Source organism: Roseovarius faecimaris (assembly GCF_009762325.1).
In the GTDB taxonomy this organism is placed as follows: domain Bacteria; phylum Pseudomonadota; class Alphaproteobacteria; order Rhodobacterales; family Rhodobacteraceae; genus Roseovarius; species Roseovarius faecimaris.
On record NZ_CP034348.1, the window covers coordinates 1,923,477 to 1,949,221 of the forward strand.

A 25,745-nucleotide genomic window follows, 5' to 3' on the forward strand; every position below is an offset into this window, starting at 1 on the left:
AGCGATTATCTCATTCTTGCTTAGTCAGCGCCTAAGTCAAGTGTAGAGTGCGTGCTCGCACGCACCACCCCACACAAGTCTTTAACTCGCCTGTGCCTCGGCGGTGGCAGCCCGCAGCGCCGAAAGCTCCTCGGCCACAAGAAAGGCCAGTTCCAGCGATTGCGAGGCATTCAGGCGCGGATCGCAGGCGGTATGATACCGGTCCGACAGGTTCTCATCCGATACCGCGCGCATACCGCCGGTGCATTCGGTCACGTCCTGTCCGGTCATCTCGAAATGCACCCCGCCCGGGATCGTACCCTCGGCGCGGTGAACGCCAAAGAAGTCCTGCACCTCGCGCAGCACACTCTCGAACGGCCGGGTTTTATATCCGCTGGCCGATTTGATGGTGTTGCCATGCATCGGATCACAAACCCAGACCACCTTGGCGCCTTCTTCCTCGACCGCCTTGATCAGGCGCGGCAGGTGTTCGCCAACATTGCCCGCACCAAAGCGCGCGATCAGGGTCAGACGGCCCGCTTCGTTTTCAGGGTTGAGCTTTTCCATCAACACTTTGAGGTCGTCGGCCGTTGTCGTGGGGCCGCATTTCATCCCGATCGGGTTCAGCACCCCGCGGGCGAACTCCACATGCGCGCCATCGGGCTGGCGGGTGCGGTCCCCGATCCAGATCATGTGCCCCGACCCCGCGAGCCACTTGCCGGAGGTCGAGTCGAGCCGCGTCAGCGCCTCTTCATATTCCAGCAACAGCCCCTCGTGCGAGGTGTAGAAATCAACCGATTGAAGCGTGTGGGCGCTGTCGCCTGTCACGCCCGCGGCCTGCATGAAATCCAGCGTGTCGGTGATCCGGTTGGCCAAATCGCGGTAGCGCTCTGCTTTTTCCGATTCCGTGAAGCCCAGCGTCCATGCATGCACCTGATGCACATCCGCATAGCCCCCCGTTGAAAACGCCCGGAGCAGGTTCAGCGTGGCCGCGGCCTGGGTGTAGGCCTGCAGCATCTTGCCCGGATCGGGACTGCGCGCCTCGGGCGTGAAGGCCAGCTCGTTGATGATGTCGCCGCGGTAGCTCGGCAGTTCCACGCCATCGACCACCTCAGTGGGCGCGCTGCGCGGCTTGGCGAATTGACCCGCCATCCGGCCGACCTTGATCACCGGCACCTTGGCGCCATAGGTCAGCACCATCGCCATCTGCAGCATGACCTTGAACGTGTCGCGAATGGCATCGGCGCTGAATTGCTCGAAGCTTTCGGCGCAATCGCCGCCCTGAAGCAGAAACGCCTCCCCGCGCGAGGCCGCACCCAGTTGCTTTTTCAGCCTGCGCGCCTCACCGGCAAAAACCAGCGGAGGATACTGCGCGAGCCGTGCCTCGACCTGTGCCAGCGCATCAGGATCGGTGTATTCGGGCATCTGAATCCGGGGCTTTTTGCGCCAGTCGGTTTTCTGCCAAGTGCTCATAGTCTTTCTCCGCGTCATGTCTTTGGACGGGGCTTCTTACAAAACCCAGCCGCCTAAGACCATATATGTTATCATATCTCCAGCGCAAATCCTGTCGTTTTGGCCCCGGGGCATTGCGATTTCCGGCCAGACACGATTTGGTACTTGCCACAATTGAAGATTCGACAAGGACGAAGACGCGTGACAACCACCCCTGGGAAAACTGACAAAAAAGCCCCGACGCGGTTTGTGTTTGTCCTGCTCGACAACTTTACCCTTCTGTGTTTTTCGGCTGCGGTGGAATGCCTGCGCATCGCCAACCGGATGGCCGATGAGACGCTGTACGAGTGGGTGCTTGCTGGCGAAGGCGGCGATACGGTGCGCTGCTCTGCCGGGGCCGCGTTCCAGGTCGATATCGACCTCGATGAACTCAAGCGCGACGATGTCCTGATGATCTGTGGCGGGATTGACGTGCAATCCGCCACCACCAAGAAAATGCTAAGCTGGCTGCGGCGCGAGGCGCGGCGCGGGCTCAAGGTCGGCGGACTCTGCACCGCGGCCTACACCGTGGCCAAGGCGGGGCTGCTCGACGGCAAGCGCGCGACGATCCACTGGGAAAACCAGGACAGTTTCCTGGAAGAGTTCGACGAGGTGAACCTCACGAAATCGGTTTTCGTGATCGACGGCAACCGCATGACCACGGCGGGCGGCACGTCGTCAATCGACCTGATGCTCAAGCTTATCGCCGACGATCACGGCGAGAAACTGGCCAATGCAGTGGCCGACCAGCTGATCTATTCGTCGATCCGCACCGACCAGGACACCCAGCGGCTGTCTGTGCCCACCCGGATCGGGGTGCGCCACCCCAAGCTCAGCCAGGTCATCCAGATGATGGAGGCCAATATCGAAGAGCCGATCAGCCCGTCGATCCTGGCCAAGGATGTGGGCATGTCCACCCGGCAGCTCGAACGGCTTTTCCGGCGCTATCTCAATCGCTCACCCAAACGCTATTACATGGAGCTGCGGCTTCAGAAGGCGCGTAACCTCTTGATGCAAACCGATATGACGGTGATCAACGTGGCCCTGGCCTGCGGCTTTGCCTCACCGTCGCATTTCTCGAAATGCTATCGCGGCCAGTACAATATCACGCCCTACCGCGAACGCGGCGCGCAATCCACGCGCCTGTCGGTCTGACCGCCGTAGGGTGCGTGTTCACACGCACCGCGCGTCAGAAACTCCCGATCAGCTTGTAGAAATCGGTGTTGAACTTGATGTTCAGCGCCACGAGGTTGTCCTCACGCTGATGCAGCAGGACGGTCACGAACACATAGTTCAGCCCGGTCCAGTAGGCATAAAGCTCTTGTGACCAGCCGCCGCCCATCTCGTCCACGCGCATCACGTCCACATGTTTGAAATCGATCGGAAACATGTCGCGCATCCGCGCTTCAAGCTGCTCCACCTGCTCCGCGCTCAGGTCGCTGGAGCCGCCGAAACGGTTCATCACCGCCGCGATCTGGCGCGACATCATCAGCTCATCAAGCTGTGCGCGCATATCGTCATAATTTTTGAAAACCGGGGTTTCCTGTGCCGTCACCCCGGAGGCGCTCAGCCCAAGCCCAACGGCCAGGACAACCGCAGAACACCAATGCGAAAGTTTCATATCCAAACATCCCTTGTCCAATAAACTGTCTCCAGCTTGGCACGGGACGGGTCAGCGTTCCAGAGGTGAAAGCCGGTAAAGCGCGCCCTGCCCGACCGAAAGCACCCAGATCGTGCCGTCCGGGGCTTCGCGGATATCGCGCACCCGCAAGGTGTCTTCCGATTGCAACTGTTCAACCTCGCGCAAGGGGCTGCCCGACAGGCGCGCGACATAGTCGAACTTGAGCGAACCCACAAAGATATCGCCGCGCCAGTCCGGCCAGAGCGCGCCGGAATACACCATCATGCCCGAGGGCGCGATGGACGGATCCCAATAATGCGCGGGCTGTTCCATGCCGGGTTTGGCGGTGCCCTCTCCGATCTTGCCGCCCGAGTAATGCCGTCCGTAAGAGATGACCGGCCAGCCGTAATTGGCCCCGCGCGTGATCCGGTTCACCTCATCGCCGCCCCGCGCGCCATGCTCCACGACCCAGAGCTGCCCTTGCAAATCAAGCGCGGCACCCTGCGGATTGCGGTGGCCATAACTCCAGATCTCGGGCTGCGCGCCGGGCTGGCTGACGAACGGGTTGTCCTGCGGGACCGACCCGTCGCGGGCGATACGGATGACCGAGCCGTTCTCTCGGCTCAGATCCTGCGCCGAAGGTCTGTCCCCACGGTCGCCGGTGGTCACGTAGAGATACCCGTCGCGCCCTTCAACGATGCGGCTGCCGAAATGCCGCCCGCCGGAACTGCCCGTCTCCATCTCCCAGAGGACGCGCCAGCCAGTGAGGCGCCGCGCATCGCTGCTGAGCGTGGCCGTGGCCACGGCCGTGCCGGCGCCGCCGCGCTGGCGTTTGGCAAATGTGAAGTAGAGTTGTCGGGTCTCGGCGAAATCACGCGGCACCAGCAGATCCAGCAATCCGCCCTGCCCGCGGGCAAAGACCGACGGCACGCCTGTGACCTCTTGCAGGGTTCCGTCCGTCACCCGCAAGAGCCGCCCGTCGCGTTCGGTGATCAGAACCGCCCCGTCCGGCAGAAAGCCGAACGCCCAGGGCGTATCGAGCCCGCGCGCCATTTCCTCGACCCGAAGCTTACCACCCGTGCTTTCCAGTGCCGCCGCCGGGCCGAGACCCAGCAAGACGATGCTCATGACAACGATCCATTGGCGCATCTCATCTCTCCTTTCCGATCAATATAGGCATTTGTGCCAAACTCCCCAGAGCCGCGAGCGCAATACAGCTCAGCACCCGCGCAGCATGACGCGACGGCCCGCATGTTCCTGTTGAAATTGACTTTTCTTTTTCCCTGCCGGGCACTACCTTCCCCGCCAGGATCAAAATCCAAACTCAGGGAGACAAAGATGAAGAAATTTCTAGCTGCCACCGCTTCTGCCGCACTGCTGGCCGGAGCCGCGCAGGCCGATGATCACGGTGTGAAGATCGGGATCATTCTGGGCTTCACCGGCCCGATCGAGTCGCTGACGCCGCATATGGCCGATGGGGCCGAGATGGCGATGAAGGAAGTCACCGAGAGCGGCAAGCTCCTGGGCGGCAAGGCCGTGATGCCGGTGCGCGCCGACAGCACCTGTGTGGACGCCGGTGCCGCCACCGCCGCCGCCGAGCGCCTGATCACCTCCGAAGGGGTCAAGGGCATCATGGGCGCGGACTGTTCCGGTGTAACGGGGGCAATCCTCAGCAACGTGGCCGTGGCCAATGGCATGGTGATGATTTCGCCCTCCGCCACCTCGCCCGGCCTGTCGGATGCCGAGGATGACGGCCTGTTCTTCCGCACCGCCCCGTCGGATGCGCGTCAGGGCGTGGTGATGACCGATGTTCTGATGGAACAGGGCATCAAGGAAGTTGCCGTGACCTATACCAACAACGACTATGGCAAGGGTCTGGCTGACAGCTTCCAGGCGGCGTTCGAGGCAGCCGGCGGCAGTGTGACCATCTCTGCGGCGCATGAAGACGGTAAGGCCGACTATTCTGCGGAGGTCGCCGCACTGGCCGCGGCAGGCGGTGATCGCCTGGTTGTTGCGGGCTATGTCGACCAGGGCGGCAATGGCATCGTGCGCGCCTCGCTCGATAGCGGCGCCTTTGACAGCTTCCACTTCCCCGACGGGATGATCGGCGCGAAGCTGGAAGAGGATTTCGGCAGCGAGATCAATGGCTCCACCGGTCAGGTGCCCGGAACGGACAGCCCTGGCGCGACCACCTTCGCCGAATTGGTGGGCGACGCATTTGACGTCACCTCCCCCTACACCGGCGAAAGCTATGATGCCGCCGCCCTGATCATGCTGGCCATGCAGGCCGCAGGCTCGACCGAGCCGGGCGACTACAAGTCCAAGATCATGGACGTGGCCAACGCGCCGGGCGAGCAGATCATGCCGGGCGAGCTTGGCAAGGCGCTGGAGATCCTCGCGAATGGCGGTGAGATCGACTATGTCGGCGCCACGGCCGTGGAAATGCTTGACGGCGGCGATGCGGCCGGTGGCTATCGCGAGATTGTCTTCAAGGACGGCATGATGGACACGGTCGGCTATCGCTGATCCGCACTGATGTGACCAAAAGAGAACAGCCCGGGTTTTGCGCCCGGGCTGTTCCAAGAATAAAGGTCCGAAGGGCCATGGGGGGATAGCGCATGATCGTCATTGACGACGTTCACAAGCATTTTGGCGGGTTTCATGCCGTCGATGGCGCCAGCATGGAGATCGCCCAGGGCTCGATCACCGGGCTGATCGGCCCCAATGGCGCGGGCAAGACCACATTGTTCAACGTGATCGCCGGCGTGCTTCCGCCCACCTCGGGGCGGATCACCATGGCGGGTGAGGATATCACCGGGCTGCCGCCGCATGAGCTGTTTCACAAGGGGCTTCTGCGGACCTTCCAGATCGCACATGAGTTTTCATCGATGACCTGCCGGGAGAACCTGATGATGGTGCCGGGCGGCCAATCGGGCGAGCGGCTGTGGAACACCTGGTTTGGCCGCAAGCGGATTGCCGAGGAAGAACGCGCGCTGAGGGCCAAGGCCGACGAGGTGCTGGAGTTTCTGACCATCGAGCATCTGGCCGATCATCAGGCAGGCCAGGTCTCGGGCGGGCAGAAAAAACTTCTGGAGCTTGGCCGCACGATGATGGTCGACGCCAAGATCGTTTTCCTCGATGAAGTGGGCGCCGGGGTGAACCGCACGCTGCTGAACACGATTGCCGATGCGATCCAGCAGCTCAACCGCGAGCGCGGCTACACCTTTGTGGTGATCGAGCATGACATGGATTTCATCGGCCGGATCTGTGACCCTGTGATCTGCATGGCCGAGGGAAAGGTTCTGGCGACCGGCACGCTGGACGAGATCAAGGCCAATGAACAGGTGATCGAGGCGTATCTGGGCACCGGGCTGAAGAACAAGGATCAGGTCGGTGCAGGGGCGTGAGGTGATCCAGATGAGTGGCTGCGCCACGCCGGTTGCTTTGCGTTCGGGCCACGCAGGCCCTGGGGGACCAGTCCCCCAGACCCCCTGGAGTATTTGGGGAACAATGAAAGGGGCGCGTCATGTCTGAGCCGTTTTTGATTGGCGACACCATGACCGGCGGCTATGGCAACGGGCCGGATATCCTGCATGAATGCACCATTGCGGTGGACCGGGGCGAGATCGCCGTGATTGTCGGGCCGAACGGTGCCGGCAAGTCCACCGCCATGCGCGCAGTCTTTGGCATGCTGAATGTGCGGCAGGGGGCGGTGCGGCTGAATGGGGAGGACATCACCGCGCTCAGCCCGCAGGACCGGGTGGTTAAGGGCATGGGGTTTGTCCCGCAGACGCATAACATCTTCACCTCGATGACTGTTGAGGAAAACCTGGAGATGGGCGCGTTTATCCGTACCGATGACATCTCGGGCACGATGGAGCAGGTGTATGAGCTGTTTCCGATCCTGCGCGAGAAGCGGCATCAGGCGGCGGGCGAGTTGTCGGGCGGGCAGCGGCAACAGGTGGCGGTGGGCCGGGCCCTGATGACCAAACCCACCGTGCTGATGCTGGACGAGCCCACGGCGGGGGTCAGCCCCATCGTGATGGATGAGCTTTTCGACCGGATCATCGAGGTGGCGCGCACGGGCATTTCCATTCTGATGGTAGAGCAGAACGCCCGGCAGGCGCTGGAGATCGCCGACAAGGGCTATGTGCTGGTGCAGGGGCGCAATGCGCATACCGGTTCGGGCAAGGACCTGCTGGCGGACTCCGAGGTCCGGCGCAGTTTTCTGGGAGGGTGAGAATGATACGGATTGGGTTCTGCTGTCTTGCGCTCATCTCTGCCGCCCCGGCGCAGGCGTTCAACTGTCTTTTTGACACCGAATGCTATGAGGCCGAGGGCTGCGCGGCATCGAATTTCGACATCGACGTGTCCACCGAGGACAAGACCCTGAGTGCCGCCTTTGGCGATCTGACCATCCTGGCGATCAAGCGCAGCGAGAGCCTGGTCACGCTCTTCGCCACCGGCGGAGGAGCCGAGTACATGTTGTCCGCCACCCCTGAGGCCGCAAGGCTGAGCGTGCAAATGAACCAGGGCCCGCTGGTGCTGAGCTATCTGGGCATATGTGAGGGGGCATTCTGATGGACTTGCTCAACGCGATTGTAGCACTTTCCAATTTCGTGCTGATCCCGGCCATTGCCTATGGCAGCCAGCTTGCCCTTGGCGCGCTGGGGGTGACGCTGATCTATGGCATCCTACGGTTCTCAAACTTTGCCCATGGCGACACGATGGCCTTTGGCACCATGGCCACGATCCTGTTCACCTGGCTCTTTCAGGGGTGGGGGATCAGCCTTGGCCCGCTGCCCACGGCCCTTCTGGCCCTGCCCTTCGGGATCCTCGCCACCATGGCGCTGGTGCTCTTCACCGATCGGGCGGTCTATCGCTTCTACCGCGAGCAAAAGGCCAAGCCGGTGATCCTCGTCATTGTCTCCATCGGGGTGATGTTCATCATGAATGGCCTCGTGCGCTTTATCATCGGCCCCGGAGATCAGCGTTTTGCCGATGGGGAGCGGTTCATCATCACCGCGCGAGGGTTCAAGGAAGCGACCGGTCTGCAGGAAGGGCTGGCGATCAAGACCACGCAAGGGATCACCGTCGTCACCGCCGTGATCGTCGTGGCGCTGCTCTTCTGGTTTCTGAACCGCACCCGGACGGGCAAGTCGATGCGTGCCTATTCGGACAATGAGGATCTGGCGCTGCTGTCGGGGATCAACCCGGATCGAGTGGTCGTGGTCACCTGGCTGATCGTGGCGGCCCTCGCCACCGTGGCAGGCGTGCTCTATGGGCTGGACAAGAGCTTTAAGCCCTTCACCTATTTCCAGCTTCTGCTGCCGATCTTCGCCAGTGCCATTGTGGGCGGACTGGGTAACCCTCTGGGGGCCATCGCGGGCGGGTTCATCATCGCCTTCTCGGAAGTGTTCATCACCTATGCCTGGAAGAAAGTGCTGAGTTACAGCCTGCCTGAAAGCCTCGCCCCCGACGGGCTCGTGCAGCTTCTGAGCACCGATTACAAATTCGCGGTCAGCTTCGTCATCCTGCTGATCGTGCTTCTGTTCCGCCCGACGGGCCTCTTCAGGGGGAAAGCGGTATGACGCCTGTGCTGAAAAACACCCTGCTATTTGCCGTTGTGGCGTTGCTCATCGTGCTGACCGGCGTGATGCAAAGCTGGAACACGGCGCTGCTTATTCTCAACATGGGGCTGATTTCAGCCATCATGGCGCTGGGGGTGAACCTGCAATGGGGCTTTGCCGGGCTCTTTAATGTGGGGGTCATGGGGTTCGTGGCGCTTGGCGGGCTGGCGACTGTTCTGGTCTCCATGCCGCCCACGCATGAGGCCTGGAGCGCGGGCGGTGTGCAGGTGATTGCAGGGCTGCTCTGCGGGGCGGCCGTGATCGTGGCAGCAGCCATGGTGCTGAAACACATGGAGAAGTCACGCCTGCGCACAGTTGTCGTGCTGGTCATCCTGATCGGCGGGTTCTTCCTCTACCGTGCGGTGTTCGACCCCGGTGTCGAGGCGGTGGAGGCGGTCGATCCGGCCTCGACCGGCTATCTTGGCGGGTTGGGTCTGCCGGTGCTGCTGGCCTGGCCCGTGGGTGGGCTGCTGGCCGCCGGGGCCGCGTGGATCATCGGCAAGACGGCACTTGGGTTGCGCTCGGACTACCTGGCCATCGCGACGCTGGGGATTGCCGAGATCATCCTGGCGGTGATGAAAAACGAGGACTGGCTGGCGCGTGGTGTGAAAAACGTCAACGGGATCGACCGGCCCGTGCCTTACGAGGTCGATCTGCAGAACGATCCGGGCTTCGTGGAAACAGCCGCGGGCTTTGGCCTCGACCCGGTGACAGCCTCGGGGATTTACATCAAGCTCAGCTATTCGCTGCTCTTTGCCGGTGTGCTGATCCTGATCCTGGTGGCGGCGCAACTGGCGCTCAACAGCCCCTGGGGCCGGATGATGCGGGCCATCCGCGACAATGAGACCGCCGCCGAGGCAATGGGCAAGGACGTCACCCGCCGCCATTTGCAGATCTTTATCCTGGGTTCAGCGGTCTGCGGCATTGCAGGCGCGATGATGACCACGCTGGACGGGCAGCTTATCCCCACCTCCTATCAACCGCTGCGCTTTACCTTCCTGATCTGGGTGATGGTGATCGTGGGCGGCTCGGGCAACAATTTCGGGGCTGTTCTGGGCGGTTTCGTCATCTGGTTCTTCTGGGTGCAGGTGGAGCCGATCGGGCTGATGCTGATGGAACTGATCACGGCCCCGATGGCCGAAGGCTCGGCCCTCAAGGCGCATCTGCTGGAAAGCGCCGCGCATATGCGGCTTCTGACGATGGGGCTTATCCTGCTGTTGGTGCTGCGGTTCAGCCCCCGCGGGCTGATCCCCGAGCGTCAGGCCTGACAAGGGCCCTCTTCCGCCCTGACAGGCGGCCTCGGCCCCGGTCAGCGCAATCCGGCAAGAACGGCGCGGGCGGCGCGCAGCCCGGGGTCTTCGCCGCCCCGGCCCAGCCGCTTCATCGTAAGGCGCATGGCGTCGTCCTGAGCGGCATGGTCCTGCATCATGCCCAGCACCCCCTCGGCAATGCGCTCCGGCGTGCAGGCATCGCCAAAGAACTCGGGGACGGCTCGCGTCTCGGAGACGAGGTTGACGAGGGTTGCCGTATCAACCTTCAAAAGCGCCTTGACGATCCGGCGCGTGAGCCAGTTAGCGTCATAGGCGATCACCATGGGCGTATCCGCCGCGGCCAGTTCCAGCGAGACCGTGCCGGAGGCCGCCAGCGCATAATCGGCCGCATAAAAGGCCGCACGTTTTTCGGCGGCATGCGCGGCACTGTCCGTATCTTCGGGCGACAGGATCAGAGGCTGGCGCGGCCAGTGCTGGACGATCTCGCGCAGCACCGGGGCCGCGGCAGCGGTGGTGGGCGTGACCAGCGTGAGGTCGGGATGCGCCGCCAGTACAGGGCGCAATGCCTCACCAAAGCGCGGGGCCAGTCGGCTTACTTCGGAGCGGCGCGAGCCGGGCAGCACCAACAGGATACGCCCCTCGCCAATCCCATGCCCCTCGCGAAACGCGGCGATCTCTGCGGCACTTGGCACCGGCTCGGCCACGACGGGGTGGCCGACGAAATCGCAGGCCATTCCTTCGGCTTGCATATAAGGCGGCTCGAACGGCAGGAGTGCCAGCACATGATCGATATGCCGCGCCATCTTGCGCGCGCGCCCGGCGCGCCAGGCCCAGACCGACGGAGCCACGTAATGCACCGTGCGAATGGCGCTTTGGGCCTTCACAAGTCGGGCCACGCGCAGGCAGAAATCGGGGCTGTCTATGGTGATGAGCACATCCGGGCGCGCCGCCAGAACCGCCCGCGCGGTCTGATGCAAGCGGCGGCGCAGGTGGCGGTATTTGGGCAGCACCTCGGCGATGCCCATCACGCTCAGCTCATCCATGGGAAAGAGGCTCTCCATGCCCTCGGCCTGCATCAGCGGGCCGCCGACCCCTGAAAACTCCGCATCTGTCAGCCCCTTGAGGCCCGCCATGAGCGCCGCCCCCAGCTTGTCGCCCGAGGGCTCCCCGGCGACCAGAAACACCCGCATCAAAGTGCCCTTGCGGTCAGGAAAAGCCCGGCGTCTTCCACCGCTTTCAGCGTCGCCTCGCGCTCAAGGATCATCACGCGCCCGGCCTCAATGACCAGCCCGGCCAACCCGGCGCTTGCGACCCCGTCGATGGTGGTCGGACCGATCGCGGGCATATCCACCCGCAGGTCCTGTCCGCGCTTGGCGGCTTTCACATAGACGCCGCCAGCCCCGAGCCGCAAAGCCTCGGGTGTTTCCGAGACAAAGCGTAGCAAGGCATCGGTGCCCTGAATCGTCTCAATGCCCAGCACCTGCCCGGCGGCGACGACACAGCCCTGCCCGACATCCAGCGGCGACAGCGCGCTCAGGATATCCCAGGCGCGGGCGGCATCCTTGAGGTCCTGCGGGTCGGGCGCGCCGATCTGCAACTCTTCCGAGGCGGTCAGGTCAGGCAAGAGCTCATGCGCGCCGAGAACGGCAAAGCCCTGCTCCTCGAACACCTCGATCACCACGCGCAACAGGCCGTCATCGCCGCCCTGCATCGCTGCCATGATCCGCGGGACAAGCTGCATCGTCTGCGGGTCAAGCGCCGTGGGATCAAGCGCCGGGCGTGTCAGCGCCCCGGCCATCACCATGCGGTCCACACCCGCCGCTTTCATCGCCGCAAAGAGGCCGCCCAGCTTTTCGACCTGATGCTCTTCTGCCCGATTGCCCAGTTCATGCGGCACCCCCTGGAGCGCATAACAGAGCGCATCCGGGCAAGCCTCGGCCAGGCGGACGGGCAATGCCCCGCCACAGGCCAGGATCGCCAGTCGGCCAGACATGTCAGCTCTTCTCCGGGGTCAGGAAAGAGCGGTCGCTGGCACCGGTGACAAAATCGACGATCTGGCGGACATAATCGCTGTCTGTTTCTTCGCCCAGGCGGCGTGCGCGGTCCTGGAATGCGCCTTCGCCCTGCGCCAGCATCTGGAACGCGGCGCGCAGGGCCGTGATATCGGAACGTGCCACACCCCGGCGCTTGAGCCCCACGAGGTTGAGCCCGTCAAGCTCGCCCCGAGGAGCCTGCACAAGGCCATAGGGGATCACGTCATTGGTGACCATGGTCACGGCGCCAATGATGGCCCCCTGCCCGATGCGCACCCATTGGTGCACCCCCGACAGCCCGCCGATGATCACGTCGTCCTCGATCAGGCAATGGCCCGCCAGCGCCGCATTGTTGACGATGATCACGCGGTTGCCCACCTGTGCGTCATGCGCGACGTGACACCCGGCCATGAAGAGCCCATCATCGCCTACCCGTGTCACGCCGCCACCGCCTTCGGTACCGGTGTTCATGGTCACATGCTCGCGGATACGGTTGCGCGCGCCAATCTCCAGCCGCGTCACCTCTCCCTTGAATTTCAGATCCTGCGGAATCTCACCGATGCAGGCAAAGGGATAGATCACGGTGCCCTCGCCAATCGAGGTGACGCCGGTGACAACAACGTGGCTTTTGAGCTCCACCCCGTCGGCCAGGGTCACATCGCCGCCCACATGGCAAAACGGACCAATGCGCACACCGGTGCCAAGCTGCGCGCCGGGCTCGATCACGGCGCTGGGGTGGATCATCGTGTCAGCACTCGCGGACATGATTTAGCCCTTCTCGCCCAGGTCCATCATCGCGGTGAACTCCACCTCGGTGGCCATCTCGCCTTCGACGGTGGCCACACCGCCAAAGCGCCAGACCTTGCCGCCGGGCTTGCCGCGCAGCGTGGACACGCGCATTTCAAGCACATCGCCGGGGATAACCATCCGGCGGAATTTGCATTTATCGATCGACATGAAATAGACCAGCATGTTCTTGTCTTCCATGTGCAGCGCGGTGCCCACCATGACGGCGGCGGTCTGAGCCATGGCCTCGACAATGGTCACGCCCGGCATGATCGGCTTTCCGGGGAAATGGCCCTGGAAATGCGGCTCGTTCATGGTCACGTTCTTGATGCCGGTGGCCGAGGTGTAGCCGTCGATATCCACCACCTTGTCCACCAGAAGAAACGGGTAGCGATGCGGGATAAGCCGCTGGATCAGATGAATATCTGCTGAGGTGCGCGGCTCGGTCATGGCGTGTCCTTCCCTGGGAATGATCGGCGTGGTGTCGCCCTGTTACCAACAAGGCCGCGCGCGGGCAAGCTACTGCTGCGGCTCTTCGGACGTCTCGGGCGCGGTCTCAGGTGTGGGCTCGGGTGTGGGGGTCTCGGGGGCCTGCCTGCGCGGCGGCCCGTCGCCTATGCGCTGGTCGATCCGTGAGATGGCAATGTCGGTGATGTCGATCGTGTCATCACGCAGCAAAACCGACCGCAGATCGAGCACCACCGTCCCGCCCGCATCGCGCATCAACTCCACCAGCACCGGCTCGACAGCGCGCATGAAAATCACCGGCGCGCGCTCCCGGCTCAGTTCCAGATCGCGCACCGCACGGTCGCTGTCGGCCCTGATCTGCTGCACCTTGGCGTCAAACGCATCGGCCAGCTCGCGAAATTCCTCCGGCGTCTTCTGGGCCCGCAGATCGGTGAGCGCCTGTTCCTCGGCCTCCAGCTCTGCCTCGAGCTGTCGGTTTCGGGCGATAAGCTGTTCGCGCTGTGCAAGATAATCCTCGTTCAGGCGCTGACCGAACAGGGTTTCCATGAACAAACGGTCCGGGTCGAGCATGAGGATATCGCTCTGGACCACGCCAACCTCCTGCGCCCGGACCTGCGGGGCAAGCCCCAGCCCGAGTGAGAGCAGAAGAACCCAACAGCCGAAGGCCGCCAGGCGCATCAGAATTCCGATCTGACCGTCAGGTCAAAGGTCTGCTCGATATCGCCCGGCTCTTTCTTCAGCGCCTGGCTGAAGTTCATCCGCAGCGGACCGAAGGGCGATTCCCAGAACAGTGAGACGCCCACAACATGCCGGTCCTTGAACCCGGTCGAGGCCACGGGACCAACCGCATTGGTCGTGTCCACCCCCCAGATTGCGCCGATATCATAGAAAGCACCGCCGGAAATCCCGTATTCCTCGGGCAGGCCCAGCGGGAATTCCGCTTCGAATTTGAGCGCCGCGAAGAAATCCCCGCCCAGATGTTCGGTGCCTTCGACCGGCCCCATGCCGTTGGGTTCAAACCCGCGAATGATCTGGTCGTTAAAGCGTTCGATGGCGCGGCTTTCCTGGCCGTTGAAGAAATTCAGCGCGCCCCCTTCGAGCGTGGCTCGAAGGGTCACTTCCTCGTTCAGAACACGGGTCTGACCAATGATCCGCGCGGTCGACTTGACATATTCGCGGTCGCCACCCAGCCCGGCAAACTCCTGACCGAAGGAAAGCAGGACGCCCGAGTTGGGATCAAGCCCGGTCCGGCGCGTGTCATAGGTATAGTTATAGCCGAGGCCGCTGGAGAAGAGCCCGCCCTGCGTCGCTTCGGTGGCAAGGATACCATTGGGTTCGATCGGCACCGTGGTCGGGTCATCGCGGAACTGGCCGAAATAGTCATCCATCTCGCCATAGCTGGCGTGGTAGTAGAGTGCCAGCCGCCCGTTCTCGCTGACCGGGAAGGTCAGGCTCGGGCGGAACGCGCCGAGAATAGTGTCGAACGGCTCGTTGGTTTCGCCCTGGGTCTCGGTCAGGGAGGAGATAAATCCAAACTCCACATCGCGGCCCAGAAAAGCCGGCTCCGAGAAGGCCAGCGAATATTGCGCGTTATCCGACGACGCGCTGACATTGGCCGACAGGGTCTGGCCCCGGCCAAGGAAATTGCGCTCTGAGAAGCCCGCGTTCAGACCGACACCGCCATTGGTCGAATAGCTGACCCCGAAAGAGAGCGTACCGGTTGTGGTTTCTTCCACATCCACATCGATCACCACCTGGTCAGGCCGCGAGCCTTCACGCGCATCGACAGAGGAGTTGGAGAAATAGTTGAGCGCGCGGATGCGTTCCGCGGATTCGCGGATGGCGCGCGGATTGAAGGGGTCACCCTCAACCGTGTCGAACTGGCGGCGGATCACCCGGTCAAGTGTGGTGGTGTTGCCTTCGATGTCGATCCGTTCCACAAAAACACGCGGTCCACGGGTCAGCACAAACTCGACATCAAGAGTCAGGTCGCGGTCATTGCGGGTGATCCGCGGTTCGACCCGCATGAAATCGAGCCCCTGCGACACCGCAAGACGCTCCATCCGCGCGATCGAGTTTTCCACCAGGGTCGGCGAATACACCACGCCCGGCTTGATCTTGAGCACGGCCTGATAGTCGTCCGCATCGGCGCCTTCATAATCGGACACCGTGGAGATCTCGCCAAAGCGGAACTGCTGGCCTTCCTGGATATTGAACGTCACGAAATAGGCGTCACGCTCGCGCGCCAGTTCGGCATTGGTGCCGGTGACGCGGAAATCGATATAGCCGCGCGACTGATAGAAATCCGTCAGAAGCTGTTTGTCGAACTCGACCCGGTCCTCCACAAACGTGTCGCGCCCGATCAGCGCGCGCAAAAGACCGGCCTGTTTGCTGTCGATCACCCTGCGCAGACGGCGGTCGGAATAGTCGCGGTTGCCGACAAAGCCGATCCGGTTCACCTCGGTCAGGCGGCCCTCGAAAATCTCGAACACCAGATCCACACGGTTATCGCTGCGGCGGATGATGCGCGGCGTGACCCGGGCGTTTACCCGTCCGTTCTGTTCATAAGCTTCGACGATCACAGCTGCGTCGCGTTCAGCCTTGGTCGGGCTGAAAACCTGGCGTGACGTGCTTTCGATAAAGCCAGCGAGGTCCTCATCCTTGAGCCGTTTGTTTCCTTCAAACGCCACCTTGTTGATGGTGGGATACTCCGTGACCCGGATCACAAGGCGGCTGCCCTGTGGTTCAACTGACACAGTTTCAAATAATCCGCTGCCCAGAATACGCTGATAGGCGTCATTTACATCGCCTGCGCTGACCGTCTCGCCCCGGGCGATTCCGGCATAGGTGAGGATGGTTCCCGCCTCTACCCGCTGATTACCTTCGATCTGAACCGAGGTGAAACGATATGTCTGAGCAGAAGCATCCGTTGGAATGCTCAGACAAAGGATTGTAAAGATTGCCAAAAACCAGCCGTGGATCAGGCTACTGCTCGCCTCTGTCCCGGTGTTCTGAAATCTGCGTCTCAGTATCGGTGAAAACATGCTCTAAACCCAGTCAGACATCCCATTAGAGATGTCAGTAACGGGTCTGCCGAGGCTTGTCAAAACGCCAGTGAAAGCTGTGGATTATTGAGGCAGCACGCCGCTGGAAAAGCGGAGCGCGCTCAGAACGTGGAGCCGACAAAGGCACCCAGAAGCAAGGCCACCCCGATGGTGACCAGATAAAGAAGCCGGTCCCAGTTGAGGTTGAACAGCAGGCTCAGCCCGCGATATCCGCTCATGATCTGTTGCATGTCGTTAACGTCTGTTTCTCCAGTTGCACGACGACCAAAATCGCCTTCGATTATGGCAAAACTAGAGGACGAATTGTGGCATTATCGCGGCATTTGAGGCGCGAGGCCAGGCTCAGGGACAGAAGAGATCGTTCGTCACCGCAAAGACCATCAGGCTCAGCACCAGTGTAAGCCCCACCGTCATCAGGACACGCAGCGCCTTTTCCGAGGGTGGTTTACCGAACACGGCCTCATAGCCGTAAAACACCAGGTGCCCGCCATCCAGGATCGGGATCGGCATGAGGTTCAGAAGGCCCACGGCGGCGGACAATACGGCAATGAACCAGATAAAGCTGTCGATGCCCTGACTGGCCATCGCGCCCGAGACCTGGGCAATGCCGATGGGGCCAGACATGTTGCAGCTGCTGATCGCGCCGGTGATCATGTGATAAAGCCCCGAGAGCGAACCCGTCACCACGCTGATCGTTTGCGTCACGCCGCCTGAAAGGGCCTCGAACGGGCCAAGCGGTTCTGTTGCCGCCTCGAAGGCAAAGCCCCCGGCGATACCGATCCGCCAATGCGTGACAAAGCCGCCATCCTCCTGCGGCTCGTCCGAGCGTTTCGGCTTGAGCGCGAAATCCAGCACCTCGCCGTCGCGCCAGACCTGCATTTCCAGTACCCGGCCTTTCGAACTTTCGACAATCTCCTTGAGTTCGGAAAAGGCGTAGATCGGCGCGCCATCAATGGCGGTGATCACGTCGCCGGGGCGCATATCCACCGCGTAGGCCGCCGAACGCGGGGCCAGTTGCGAGGCGATCGGCGGCCAGGGATGCGGGCCCTGAAGCATCATCTCGTCCCCGTCACGCACCACCCGGTACTCCAGCAGTGGCGCGGGCGGCAGGCTGTCGGAAAAGGCCTCGAATGCCTCGCGGTCATCGAACGGCGGCAGGTCCACCCCCGCCACCGTGATGATCTGATCGCCGGGTTGCAGCTCCACGCCCTGCACCGGCAGAGGCTTGAGGGCCTCGACCACCAGCGGCTCGGCGGTCTTGCCATCGGCGAACATGACGGTGCCGAACACGATCACCGAAAGGATAAAGTTGAAAACCGGCCCCGCCGCGACCGTCAGCGTGCGTGCCCAGAGCGGCGCGCCCAGCATGGTCTGACGCCGTTCCTCGGGGCTCATCTCAAGCGTCGTATCTTCGGTATTGGCGCTGGCGGCGTTGCTGTCGCCCTTGAATTTCACATAACCGCCAAAGGGCAGCAGCGCGAATTGCCACTTCGTGCCATGCCTGTCCACACGTGAGAAAAGCACCGGCCCAAACCCCAACGAAAAGACATCTGCCTTGATCCCCGTCCACCGTCCGACGATGTAATGGCCGTATTCATGGACCGCCACAATCACGGACAGCGCCACGATAAAGGCGGCGATGGTCATGAAAAGGCTTCCGAATTGCGGCAGAAGGCCGATGGCGTCCACGTGATGTTCCTACCCGTTGCGTTCTCGCACCACCTCATCGGCGCATTGTCTGCTTAGATGGTCCACATGCAGCACGTGATCAAGGGTAATCTCGGCATCAATCAGGCTATTGTCGGCTGAAACGCGGGTCAGAACCTCTTCGATCACCTCGGCCATATGGGTGAAACCGATGGCCCCCGAGATGAAATGATCGAGGCATCTTTCCTTGGCGGCATTGAACACAGCGCCCGAAAGTCCGCGCCGCGCCATCACCTCGCGCGCCAGCCGCAACGCCGGATAGCGCGCGGGGTCGGGCTCGCGAAAGGTGAGCTGTCCGAGCGCCGCAAGGTCGAGCCGCTCCAGCGGCAGCGCATCGCGCTGCGGCCAGTTGAGCGCATAGCCGATCGGGTGGCGCATATCTGGCGGCCCGACATGGGCCATGAAGCCGCCATCGCAAAAACCGACCATCGCGTGGACGATGCTTTCGGGATGTACCAGCACCTCGATCTGCTCGGGGGTGAAGCCGAAAAACTCCCGCGCCTCGATCACCTCCATCGCCTTGTTGAACATCGAGGCGGAGTCGATGGTGATCCGCTGGCCCATGTCCCAGTTCGGGTGCGCGCTGGCTTCGGCCAGGGTGGCCTTGGCCAAATCCTCCAGCGGCCAATCGCGGAAGGCCCCGCCCGACGCCGTGATGATCACGCGGTCGACCGCGGCGGCATCTTCGCCGACCAGCGCCTGAAACAGCGCCGAATGCTCGCTGTCCACCGGTAGGATCGTGGCGCGGGCCTGCCGCGCGGTGTTCTTGAGAAGCTGCCCCGCCGTGACCAGCGATTCCTTGTTCGCCAGCGCCAGTGTCGTGCCCTGCCCCAGCGCCGCGAAGCTGGGCGGCAGCCCGGCAACGCCGACAATCGCGGACATCACCCAATGCGCGGGCCGTTCCGCCGCCTCGACCAGCGCCCCCGCCCCGGCCGCCACCTCCACATCCGAGCCCTTGAGGGCCGCGCGCAGATCCTCCAGCAACTCGTCATGCGCGGTTACCGCAAGCTCTGCCCCGAATTCCAGCGCATCCGCCGCAAGCTGCGCGATATTGCGCCCGCCGGTCAGCGCCACAACCTTGTAACGCTCCGGCGCACGGCGAATGAGATCGAGCGTATTCTGCCCGACCGAGCCGGTTGCTCCGAGGATCGTCACCCGTTTCATGCCGCCCCCGGTAACGCGGAAAAGAGCCAGAGCACAAAGACGACGGCAGACGCGCCCAGCATCGCATCGAACCGGTCAAGCAGCCCGCCATGACCTGGAATGAGGTTGGAGCTGTCCTTCACCCCCACCCGCCGCTTCACGGCGCTTTCGACGATATCGCCCATCTGCCCGGCAAATGCGGCAACGATGGAGAGCAGGATATAGAAACTCAGCGGCTCACCGGCCCCGGTTGTTTTGGCGAAGATCACGCCGATGATCGCGGCCCCCACCCAGCCCGCGACGGTGCCCGACCAGGTTTTCTTGGGGCTCACCTTGGGCCAGAATTTCGGGCCGCCTAGCAGACGCCCGGCGAAATACCCGGCGATGTCCGAGACCACGACAATCGCCACAAGCCAGATGAACCATTCCAGCCCGGCCAGGTGACGCAGCACGAGAAACGCATAGCTTGCCGCCAGAATCCACGCCGCGAACACACCGTAAAGCCAGCGGTCCCGCGCCACCTGCCCCATACCGACGATCACGGCGGCCAGGATCAGCGGCAAGAGCGCGACATTGCTGTTCAACAGCAGCGGCAGTTTCTCGGCCAGCATCAGGACCGCGGCACTGAGCAGACCAAGAGCGACGGGAGAGCGCGCGCCAAACATACGCGCCAGCTCCCAGGTCATCAGCCCGCAGGCAACCCAGACCAGAATACTGAAGGGCAGCCCGCCCAGATACACCTCGACCCCGCACAGAAGCACCAGCGCAGCCGCCGACCCGATGCGCGGCGCAAGGTCAGCCCATTTCGAGGCCGCGCTCATGCAGAGACGGCTCCGAAACGGCGATCCCGCGCGCCATAGCCTTTGAGGATCTCGGTGAACAGCTCGGCGCTGAAATCGGGCCAGAGCGTGTCGATGAATTCATATTCGGAATAAGCCGATTGCCACAGCAGAAAGTTGGAAATCCGCGCCTCACCACTGGTGCGGATCACAAGGTCAGGATCGGGCAAAACGTAAGTATCCAAATACCTTGGAAGCGTTTCTTCATCCACTTTTTCAGGGTCAAGCTTGCCTGCGGCCACGTCCTGAGCCAACCGCTTGGTGGCGCGGCTCACCTCGTCGCGGCCGCCGTAATTGATGGCAATCGTCAGGTTGGTGCCCGAGCAATGGCGCGTCATCTCTTCGGTCTCATCCATCAGCGCCCGCAGTTTCGGGTCAAGCCGGAACCGGTCACCGATGAAGCGCACACAGACATCCTCGCGCACGAATTCACGCATCTCTTTCAGGATATAGCGGTGAAACAGGCTCATCAGACCCGCGACTTCGGTCTGGGTGCGTTTCCAGTTTTCGGTCGAAAACGCAAAGATCGTCAGATATTCGACACCCAGCTTGGGGCAGGAGCTGACAATCTCGCGGACACGGCGCGCACCGGCATGGTGCCCAAAGAGGCGCGGACGCCCCCGGCTCTGCGCCCAACGGCCATTACCATCCATGATGATTGCCACATGGCGCGGCCCCTGCCGCTTCGGGACGGGCTTATCGGCGTCCTTGGCCATCAGACCTGCATGATCTCGGCTTGCTTATGCTCCAGCGCCTCGTCCACCAGTCCGATATGGCGGTCGGTGATCTGCTGCACCTCGTCTTCCCAGAATTTCTGATCATCCTCGGACATACCGTCCGCCTTGGCCTTCTTGATCTGGTCCATCCCGTCGCGGCGCACGTTGCGGATCGCCACCCGCGCACTTTCGGCATATTGCCCGGCCACCTTGGTCAGTTCGCGCCGACGCTCTTCGTTGAGCTCGGGGATCGGCAGCATGATGATCGTGCCGTTGAGTTGCGGATTGATGCCCAGCCCGCTTTCGCGGATCGCCTTCTCGACCTTGCCCACGAGGCTCTTGTCCCAGACATTGATCGTGACCATGCGCGGCTCGGGCACGTTGACGGTGCCCACCTGGTTGATCGGGGTGGGCGAGCCATAGGCATCCACCATCACCGGTTCCAGCATCGAGGCCGAAGCGCGGCCGGTACGAAGACTCGCGAATTCGGTTTTCAGCGCCGCCATGGCCCCGTCCATCCGGCGCTCAAGATCGTCGGTGTCGAGCATGAAATCATCAGCCATTTTCGTGTTCCTTCTTTGGCTTCACGCCAATCTAGCCTCAGGCATGCACCGTTGTATAGGTGCCGCTGCCATCGAGGATGCTGCGGAACCCGCCCGGCTCATCGAGCGAAAACACGATGATCGGCAGGTTGTTGTCGCGGGCCAGCGCGATCGCCGAGGCATCCATCACCTTCAGCCGCTTGGCCAGCACATCGTCATAGGACACCCGGTCATAGCGCTTCGCATCGGCATGCTGCACCGGGTCCTTGTCATAGATACCATCCACCTTGGTGCCCTTGAAAATCGCCTCACAGGCCATTTCCGAGGCCCGCAGCGTGGCGGCCGTGTCGGTGGTGAAATACGGGTTGCCCGTGCCCGCGGCAAAGATGCAGACCCGCTTTTTCTCCAGATGGCGCACCGCGCGGCGGCGGATATAGGGCTCGGCCACCTCATCCATGCGAATGGCCGAAATGACGCGGCAAAAGACACCGATCCCTTCCAGCGCCGATTGCATCGCAAGCGCGTTCATGACCGTGGCGAGCATGCCCATATAGTCCGCAGTGGTCCGTTCCATCCCCTGCGCGCTGCCCTGCAAGCCGCGAAAGATATTTCCGCCGCCGATGACCATGCAGATCTCAACCCCCATGTCATGCACCGACTTCACTTCCCGAGCGATGCGCTCGACCGTGGGCGGATGCAGGCCAAACCCCTGGTCGCCCATCAGGGCCTCGCCAGAGATTTTCAGCAGAACCCGGTTGAAAGTGGTCTTGGGGGTATCGCTCATCGGGCCGCTCTCCGTCTGGTTTGCGCGCAAAATGTCGTAAATGGCGGGGAGGTTCAATCACAGAGTCCGGCCCGGCGGCGAAAATGCACGAAACCGCCTCGTCATTCGCGCGGATTTTGCCTATGGCAACCGGGTGAAAGAGCTTTTGGACATAGCAGCAGACGCCCCCGTGCTGATTGCCGGGCCAACCGCCTCGGGCAAATCGGCGCTGGCGCTGGCGCTGGCAGAGGCGCAGGGCGGCGTGATCGTGAATGCCGACGCAATTCAGGTCTATGCCAATTGGCGCATTCTGACGGCACGGCCATCCGACGAAGAGGTCGCGCGGGCGCCGCACCGCCTGTTCGGGCATGTGGCCCATGATCAGGATTATTCGGTCGGCCATTGGCTGCGCGAGTTGAACGCCTTGATTGCAGGCCCCCGGCGGCTGATCATCGTCGGCGGCACCGGCCTTTATTTCAGCGCGCTGACCGAGGGGCTTGCCGATATCCCGGCGACCCCGGCCGAGATCCGCGCCGAGGCCGATGCATTGCGTGAGACAGGCGGCGTGGCGCGAATGTTGGATGATCTCGACGCCACCACACGCGCACGGATCGACACGCAAAACCCGATGCGCGTACAGCGCGCCTGGGAGGTCTGGCGCGCGACCGGGCGCAGCCTCGCGGCCTGGCAGGACGACACCCCCCCGCCGATCCTGCCGCTTGACGCCTGTGTGCCCCTCGTTCTGGACGCGGACAAAGACTGGTTGAATGACCGCATCGCGCGTCGATTCGATCAGATGATCGCCCAGGGCGCGCTGGACGAGGTGCGCGCCAACCTCGCCACCTGGGACCCTGCCCGCCCGTCCTCCAAAGCCATCGGCGCACCGGAACTCATGGCGCATCTGCGCGGCGAGATCACCCTCGACGCTGCGCGTGACGCGGCCACGATCGCCACCCGGCAATATGCCAAGCGACAACGCACATGGTTTCGGGCAAGAATGCGCTCCTGGCGGCATATCCCGGCGGCCGAACTTTAGAAAACCCGATATTTTTTCTGGCATTTTCTGGATTTACGAGGCAATGCTGTCGAAATCCCGAGATTCAGGTCACCGCCGTGCCCAACGACAAAACACAGTATCCGCATGTTCAGACCATCACCCAATGGGCTGGGGGCCGCCCCTGGCAACTGGAGCTGCAACATAGCTGCGCCCAACATGCGCTGATCTGGCAGACACGCGGCCAGACCCGCGCCATCATCGAGGGACAGCGACGCGGCATTGGCGCCCATAACATGCTCGCCCTGCCCGCCGGCACGATGTTTTCGATTGAGCTACCGCGGCAAAGCTTTGGGCAGGTCTGCCTGATCCCCGCGGGCGGGCGGTTGCTGATGCCCGATGAGCCCACGCTGATCAGCATTCAGGACGTGCGCCACCAGGCCGAGCTGAGCGGTCTTCTCGAAGCGCTGCAACGCGAACAGAGCATGGAGCGCCCCTTTGCCGACGAAGCGGTGTTTGCCTTTGGCGAATTGCTTACCGTGTGGCTGCGCCGGGCGATCATCCAGCATGGCAAGCCCGAGGCGAAACCCAGCGCCGCGTTGCGGCTGGTGCGGGCTTTTGCGGCACTGGTTGAGCGGGACCACACCAAAGGCCAGCCGATGTCGGACTATGCCAAGGCGCTTGGCGTGACGCCCACACATCTGACCCGTGTCTGCCGCCAGACCGCCGGGATGACCGCCGCGGACATGCTGTTGCAACGCTCGCTGCACGCCGCACGCAGCGCGCTGGAACTGGGCGACCGGCCGATCACCCATATCGCGGCCGAGCTTGGGTTTAACTCCGCCGCCTATTTCTCGCGTTTTGTGCAGCATCACACCGGAGCCAGCCCGTCAGCCCTGCGCAAGTTCGCACAGAGCCAGCCGCGCCCCGCCATGCCGATGAATTGAACCGGCCGGGGCACAGAAATCAACGGGAGGGTCTGGTTGTTTGGCCCCGATGCCTATATCAAACAGGGCAACATTCAGGACAATTTCACCGAGAGCCACCATGTCCCAGCGCCCGTTTGCCTGCCCGAGCCACCCGATCGCCGATGCCGCCCGGCGGGACTATGCCGAGGGTCTGCTGACGCGACGCGAGTTTCTCAGCCGGGCCACGGCGATGGGCGTCACAGCCGGGGCACTGACCGGACTTGCCGGTCCCGTCCGCGCCGAGCGCGCTCAGGGCGGTACATTGCGCATCCAGATGAACGTCAAGGCGCTCAAGGATCCACGCAGCTATGACTGGAGCGAACTTGGCAACCTGACCCGTGGCTTCCTTGAATATCTCGTCGAATATCAGAGGGATGGAAGCTTCGAAGGGCGCTTGCTGGAAAGTTGGAGTGTGAATGAGGATGCCACCGTCTACACGCTCAACCTGCGCTCCGGCGTGCGCTGGAACAATGGCGATGCCTTCACGGCCGAGGATGTGCTTTTCAACATCACCCGCTGGTGCGATCGCGACGCGCCGGGCAACTCCATGGCGAGCCGCATGGAGGCGCTTGTCGATCCCGCATCGGGGAAACTCCGCGACGGCGCCGTAGACGTGACCGGCGAGCATCAGCTGGTGCTCACCCTGTCGAAACCCGATATCACCCTGATCGCCAACCTTTCCGACTATCCGGCGGCGATTGTGCACCCCAGCTATAACGGCGGCGATCCGTTTGAGCACGGCATCGGCACCGGGCCGTTCCGCCCGGTTGAAATGTCGGTCGGCGGCAAGTGCATCCTTGAGCGAAACACGGACCATACCTGGTGGGGCAGCGAAGTGTTCGGCGGCCCCTATCTGGACCGGGTCGAATTCATCGACTACGGCACTGACCCGTCCTCCTGGGTAGCGGCGGCCGAGGGCGGTGAGGTGGACCTGCTCTATGAAACCGTGGGCGATTTCATTGACGTCATGGACGGGCTCAACTGGATCCGGTCCGAGGCCGAAACCGCGGCAACCATGGTCATCCGCGCCAACCAGACCGTTGAAGTGGACGGGATAAAACCCTACGCCGATGCCGCTGTCCGCCGGGCCCTGGCCCTTCTGGTGGATAATGAAATCTGCCTTGAGCTCGGCTATGCCGGGCGTGGAACCATCGCTGAAAATCACCACGTCAGCCCGATCCATCCGGCCTATGCCAATATCGGCCCCGCCACCTATGACCCCGGCCAGGCCAAGAGCGACCTTGAAGCCGCAGGTCTGATGGATTTCGAGCATGAGCTCATCACCATAGACGACGAATGGCAGCGCAATACCGGCGATGCCGTCGCCGCCCAACTGCGCGATGCGGGGCTACGCGTCCACCGGACGATCCTGCCCGGCGGCACCTTCTGGCAGAACTGGCAGGGCTATCCCTTCTCGGCCACGCAATGGAATCACCGCCCGCTTGCCGTGCAGGTGCTGGCGCTGGCCTATCGCTCAAATGCGGTCTGGAACGAAACCGGCTATGCCAACCCCGAATTCGATGCCCTGCTTGACGAGGCCATGGCGCTTGCCGATGCGCAAGCGCGGCGCGTGGTCATGGCCAAGATCGAAGCGCTGCTGCGCCAGGACGGCGTGATTATCCAGCCGTATTGGCGCTCTCTCTACAACCATCACAACGGCACGTTGATCGACGCGGAAAAACATCCGTCGCATGAGATCCACCTGCACAAAATCGCTTTTGTCGCCTAG

At 62.6% G+C, this 25,745-nt stretch carries 26 protein-coding genes; 10 read left to right on the forward strand and 16 right to left on the reverse strand.

What is annotated here, in order from left to right; genetic code table 11:
* Nucleotides 1-81 precede the first annotated feature (81 nt).
* On the reverse strand, nucleotides 82-1,452 hold the full coding sequence (locus tag EI983_RS09910) for a class II 3-deoxy-7-phosphoheptulonate synthase (protein ID WP_157707247.1): 1,371 nt from the start codon (nucleotides 1,450-1,452) through the stop codon (nucleotides 82-84).
* A 180-nt stretch (nucleotides 1,453-1,632) separates the two neighbouring features.
* On the opposite strand from EI983_RS09910, the gene EI983_RS09915 reads away from it, so the two are divergent.
* Nucleotides 1,633-2,625: a GlxA family transcriptional regulator gene (locus EI983_RS09915; protein WP_157707248.1), complete on the forward strand. Its 993-nt coding sequence runs from the start codon at nucleotides 1,633-1,635 to the stop codon at nucleotides 2,623-2,625.
* A 34-nt stretch (nucleotides 2,626-2,659) separates the two neighbouring features.
* On the opposite strand, the gene EI983_RS09920 is transcribed toward EI983_RS09915, so the two are convergent.
* Both EI983_RS09920 and EI983_RS09925 read right to left on the reverse strand, forming a co-directional pair.
* A complete protein-coding gene (locus EI983_RS09920) occupies nucleotides 2,660-3,091 on the reverse strand; it encodes a hypothetical protein (RefSeq protein WP_157707249.1) in 432 nt (143 codons plus the stop codon).
* Nucleotides 3,092-3,142: 51 nt separating this feature from the next.
* Nucleotides 3,143-4,240, reverse strand: a complete 1,098-nt coding sequence (locus tag EI983_RS09925; protein ID WP_157707250.1) for a PQQ-dependent sugar dehydrogenase — start codon at nucleotides 4,238-4,240, stop codon at nucleotides 3,143-3,145.
* 189 nt (nucleotides 4,241-4,429) lie between these two features.
* On the opposite strand from EI983_RS09925, the gene EI983_RS09930 reads away from it, so the two are divergent.
* The 6 genes from EI983_RS09930 to EI983_RS09955 all read left to right on the forward strand — a co-directional run bounded on the left by EI983_RS09930 (nucleotide 4,430) and on the right by EI983_RS09955 (nucleotide 9,989).
* A complete protein-coding gene (locus EI983_RS09930) occupies nucleotides 4,430-5,617 on the forward strand; it encodes an ABC transporter substrate-binding protein (RefSeq protein ID WP_157707251.1) in 1,188 nt (395 codons plus the stop codon).
* Between the two features lie 92 nt (nucleotides 5,618-5,709).
* A complete protein-coding gene (locus EI983_RS09935) occupies nucleotides 5,710-6,498 on the forward strand; it encodes an ABC transporter ATP-binding protein (RefSeq protein ID WP_157707252.1) in 789 nt (262 codons plus the stop codon).
* 119 nt (nucleotides 6,499-6,617) lie between these two features.
* Nucleotides 6,618-7,331: an ABC transporter ATP-binding protein gene (locus EI983_RS09940; protein ID WP_157707253.1), complete on the forward strand. Its 714-nt coding sequence runs from the start codon at nucleotides 6,618-6,620 to the stop codon at nucleotides 7,329-7,331.
* 2 nt (nucleotides 7,332-7,333) lie between these two features.
* Nucleotides 7,334-7,672, forward strand: a complete 339-nt coding sequence (locus EI983_RS09945; protein ID WP_157707254.1) for a hypothetical protein — start codon at nucleotides 7,334-7,336, stop codon at nucleotides 7,670-7,672.
* A complete protein-coding gene (locus tag EI983_RS09950) occupies nucleotides 7,672-8,682 on the forward strand; it encodes a branched-chain amino acid ABC transporter permease (RefSeq protein WP_157707255.1) in 1,011 nt (336 codons plus the stop codon). The genes EI983_RS09945 and EI983_RS09950 overlap by 1 nt, the downstream gene beginning before the upstream one ends.
* Nucleotides 8,679-9,989 (forward strand): branched-chain amino acid ABC transporter permease, encoded by a 1,311-nt coding sequence (locus EI983_RS09955; RefSeq protein WP_157707256.1) that lies wholly within the window; start codon nucleotides 8,679-8,681, stop codon nucleotides 9,987-9,989. The genes EI983_RS09950 and EI983_RS09955 overlap by 4 nt, the downstream gene beginning before the upstream one ends.
* Nucleotides 9,990-10,030: 41 nt before the next feature.
* On the opposite strand, the gene lpxB is transcribed toward EI983_RS09955, so the two are convergent.
* From lpxB to pyrH, 13 genes are all read right to left on the reverse strand, one after another.
* A complete protein-coding gene (lpxB, locus tag EI983_RS09960) occupies nucleotides 10,031-11,182 on the reverse strand; it encodes a lipid-A-disaccharide synthase (protein WP_157707257.1) in 1,152 nt (383 codons plus the stop codon).
* Nucleotides 11,182-11,985 carry an LpxI family protein gene (locus tag EI983_RS09965; RefSeq protein ID WP_157707258.1) on the reverse strand — a complete coding sequence of 268 codons (804 nt, stop codon included), beginning with the start codon at nucleotides 11,983-11,985 and terminating at the stop codon, nucleotides 11,182-11,184. Before EI983_RS09965 ends, lpxB begins: the two co-directional genes overlap by 1 nt.
* A 1-nt stretch (nucleotide 11,986) precedes the next feature.
* Nucleotides 11,987-12,790, reverse strand: coding sequence for an acyl-ACP--UDP-N-acetylglucosamine O-acyltransferase (gene lpxA, locus EI983_RS09970; RefSeq protein WP_157707259.1), 804 nt, complete (start codon nucleotides 12,788-12,790; stop codon nucleotides 11,987-11,989).
* Between the two features lie 3 nt (nucleotides 12,791-12,793).
* Complete coding sequence (fabZ, locus tag EI983_RS09975; protein ID WP_157707260.1) at nucleotides 12,794-13,261, reverse strand: 3-hydroxyacyl-ACP dehydratase FabZ; 468 nt, start codon at nucleotides 13,259-13,261, stop codon at nucleotides 12,794-12,796.
* Between the two features lie 69 nt (nucleotides 13,262-13,330).
* Entirely contained in the window at nucleotides 13,331-13,957 is a 627-nt protein-coding gene (locus EI983_RS09980; protein ID WP_157707261.1) for an OmpH/Skp family outer membrane protein, read from the reverse strand.
* Nucleotides 13,957-16,323 carry an outer membrane protein assembly factor BamA gene (gene bamA, locus EI983_RS09985; RefSeq protein WP_157707262.1) on the reverse strand — a complete coding sequence of 789 codons (2,367 nt, stop codon included), beginning with the start codon at nucleotides 16,321-16,323 and terminating at the stop codon, nucleotides 13,957-13,959. Before bamA ends, EI983_RS09980 begins: the two co-directional genes overlap by 1 nt.
* Nucleotides 16,324-16,445: 122 nt before the next feature.
* Nucleotides 16,446-16,574 carry a hypothetical protein gene (locus EI983_RS19445; protein ID WP_281356430.1) on the reverse strand — a complete coding sequence of 43 codons (129 nt, stop codon included), beginning with the start codon at nucleotides 16,572-16,574 and terminating at the stop codon, nucleotides 16,446-16,448.
* 112 nt (nucleotides 16,575-16,686) lie between these two features.
* Nucleotides 16,687-18,033, reverse strand: coding sequence for an RIP metalloprotease RseP (gene rseP / locus EI983_RS09990; protein ID WP_157707263.1), 1,347 nt, complete (start codon nucleotides 18,031-18,033; stop codon nucleotides 16,687-16,689).
* 9 nt (nucleotides 18,034-18,042) lie between these two features.
* Nucleotides 18,043-19,215: a 1-deoxy-D-xylulose-5-phosphate reductoisomerase gene (dxr, locus tag EI983_RS09995; protein ID WP_157707264.1), complete on the reverse strand. Its 1,173-nt coding sequence runs from the start codon at nucleotides 19,213-19,215 to the stop codon at nucleotides 18,043-18,045.
* Nucleotides 19,212-20,015 (reverse strand): phosphatidate cytidylyltransferase, encoded by an 804-nt coding sequence (locus EI983_RS10000; protein ID WP_157707265.1) that lies wholly within the window; start codon nucleotides 20,013-20,015, stop codon nucleotides 19,212-19,214. The genes dxr and EI983_RS10000 overlap by 4 nt, the downstream gene beginning before the upstream one ends.
* Nucleotides 20,012-20,749, reverse strand: coding sequence for an undecaprenyl pyrophosphate synthase (uppS, locus tag EI983_RS10005; protein ID WP_157707266.1), 738 nt, complete (start codon nucleotides 20,747-20,749; stop codon nucleotides 20,012-20,014). The genes EI983_RS10000 and uppS overlap by 4 nt, the downstream gene beginning before the upstream one ends.
* Entirely contained in the window at nucleotides 20,749-21,312 is a 564-nt protein-coding gene (frr, locus tag EI983_RS10010) for a ribosome recycling factor (protein WP_157707267.1), read from the reverse strand. The genes uppS and frr overlap by 1 nt, the downstream gene beginning before the upstream one ends.
* A 37-nt stretch (nucleotides 21,313-21,349) precedes the next feature.
* Nucleotides 21,350-22,075: a UMP kinase gene (gene pyrH / locus EI983_RS10015; protein ID WP_157707268.1), complete on the reverse strand. Its 726-nt coding sequence runs from the start codon at nucleotides 22,073-22,075 to the stop codon at nucleotides 21,350-21,352.
* A gap of 133 nt (nucleotides 22,076-22,208) precedes the next feature.
* Here pyrH and miaA point away from each other — a divergent pair, with 133 nt between their 5' ends.
* The 3 genes from miaA to EI983_RS10030 all read left to right on the forward strand — a co-directional run bounded on the left by miaA (nucleotide 22,209) and on the right by EI983_RS10030 (nucleotide 25,745).
* A complete protein-coding gene (gene miaA / locus EI983_RS10020; protein WP_246162110.1) occupies nucleotides 22,209-23,090 on the forward strand; it encodes a tRNA (adenosine(37)-N6)-dimethylallyltransferase MiaA in 882 nt (293 codons plus the stop codon).
* 77 nt (nucleotides 23,091-23,167) lie between these two features.
* Nucleotides 23,168-23,995, forward strand: coding sequence for a helix-turn-helix transcriptional regulator (locus tag EI983_RS10025; RefSeq protein WP_246162111.1), 828 nt, complete (start codon nucleotides 23,168-23,170; stop codon nucleotides 23,993-23,995).
* A gap of 100 nt (nucleotides 23,996-24,095) precedes the next feature.
* A complete protein-coding gene (locus EI983_RS10030) occupies nucleotides 24,096-25,745 on the forward strand; it encodes an ABC transporter substrate-binding protein (RefSeq protein WP_157707271.1) in 1,650 nt (549 codons plus the stop codon).

Excerpts from the sequence above, each read along its gene's own strand:
- EI983_RS09910 (WP_157707247.1), bottom strand. The coding sequence starts at position 1,452 with ATGAGCACTTGGCAGAAAACCGACTGGCGCAAAAAGCCCCGGATTCAG.
- EI983_RS09920 (WP_157707249.1), bottom strand. The coding sequence starts at position 3,091 with ATGAAACTTTCGCATTGGTGTTCTGCGGTTGTCCTGGCCGTTGGGCTT.
- EI983_RS09925 (WP_157707250.1), bottom strand. The coding sequence starts at position 4,240 with ATGCGCCAATGGATCGTTGTCATGAGCATCGTCTTGCTGGGTCTCGGC.
- EI983_RS09930 (WP_157707251.1), top strand. The coding sequence starts at position 4,430 with ATGAAGAAATTTCTAGCTGCCACCGCTTCTGCCGCACTGCTGGCCGGA.
- EI983_RS09935 (WP_157707252.1), top strand. The coding sequence starts at position 5,710 with ATGATCGTCATTGACGACGTTCACAAGCATTTTGGCGGGTTTCATGCC.
- EI983_RS09940 (WP_157707253.1), top strand. The coding sequence starts at position 6,618 with ATGTCTGAGCCGTTTTTGATTGGCGACACCATGACCGGCGGCTATGGC.
- EI983_RS09945 (WP_157707254.1), top strand. The coding sequence starts at position 7,334 with ATGATACGGATTGGGTTCTGCTGTCTTGCGCTCATCTCTGCCGCCCCG.
- EI983_RS09950 (WP_157707255.1), top strand. The coding sequence starts at position 7,672 with ATGGACTTGCTCAACGCGATTGTAGCACTTTCCAATTTCGTGCTGATC.
- EI983_RS09955 (WP_157707256.1), top strand. The coding sequence starts at position 8,679 with ATGACGCCTGTGCTGAAAAACACCCTGCTATTTGCCGTTGTGGCGTTG.
- lpxB (WP_157707257.1), bottom strand. The coding sequence starts at position 11,182 with ATGCGGGTGTTTCTGGTCGCCGGGGAGCCCTCGGGCGACAAGCTGGGG.
- EI983_RS09965 (WP_157707258.1), bottom strand. The coding sequence starts at position 11,985 with ATGTCTGGCCGACTGGCGATCCTGGCCTGTGGCGGGGCATTGCCCGTC.
- lpxA (WP_157707259.1), bottom strand. The coding sequence starts at position 12,790 with ATGTCCGCGAGTGCTGACACGATGATCCACCCCAGCGCCGTGATCGAG.
- fabZ (WP_157707260.1), bottom strand. The coding sequence starts at position 13,261 with ATGACCGAGCCGCGCACCTCAGCAGATATTCATCTGATCCAGCGGCTT.
- EI983_RS09980 (WP_157707261.1), bottom strand. The coding sequence starts at position 13,957 with ATGCGCCTGGCGGCCTTCGGCTGTTGGGTTCTTCTGCTCTCACTCGGG.
- bamA (WP_157707262.1), bottom strand. The coding sequence starts at position 16,323 with ATGTTTTCACCGATACTGAGACGCAGATTTCAGAACACCGGGACAGAG.
- EI983_RS19445 (WP_281356430.1), bottom strand. The coding sequence starts at position 16,574 with ATGCAACAGATCATGAGCGGATATCGCGGGCTGAGCCTGCTGTTCAAC.
- dxr (WP_157707264.1), bottom strand. The coding sequence starts at position 19,215 with ATGAAACGGGTGACGATCCTCGGAGCAACCGGCTCGGTCGGGCAGAAT.
- EI983_RS10000 (WP_157707265.1), bottom strand. The coding sequence starts at position 20,015 with ATGAGCGCGGCCTCGAAATGGGCTGACCTTGCGCCGCGCATCGGGTCG.
- uppS (WP_157707266.1), bottom strand. The coding sequence starts at position 20,749 with ATGGCCAAGGACGCCGATAAGCCCGTCCCGAAGCGGCAGGGGCCGCGC.
- frr (WP_157707267.1), bottom strand. The coding sequence starts at position 21,312 with ATGGCTGATGATTTCATGCTCGACACCGACGATCTTGAGCGCCGGATG.
- pyrH (WP_157707268.1), bottom strand. The coding sequence starts at position 22,075 with ATGAGCGATACCCCCAAGACCACTTTCAACCGGGTTCTGCTGAAAATC.
- EI983_RS10030 (WP_157707271.1), top strand. The coding sequence starts at position 24,096 with ATGTCCCAGCGCCCGTTTGCCTGCCCGAGCCACCCGATCGCCGATGCC.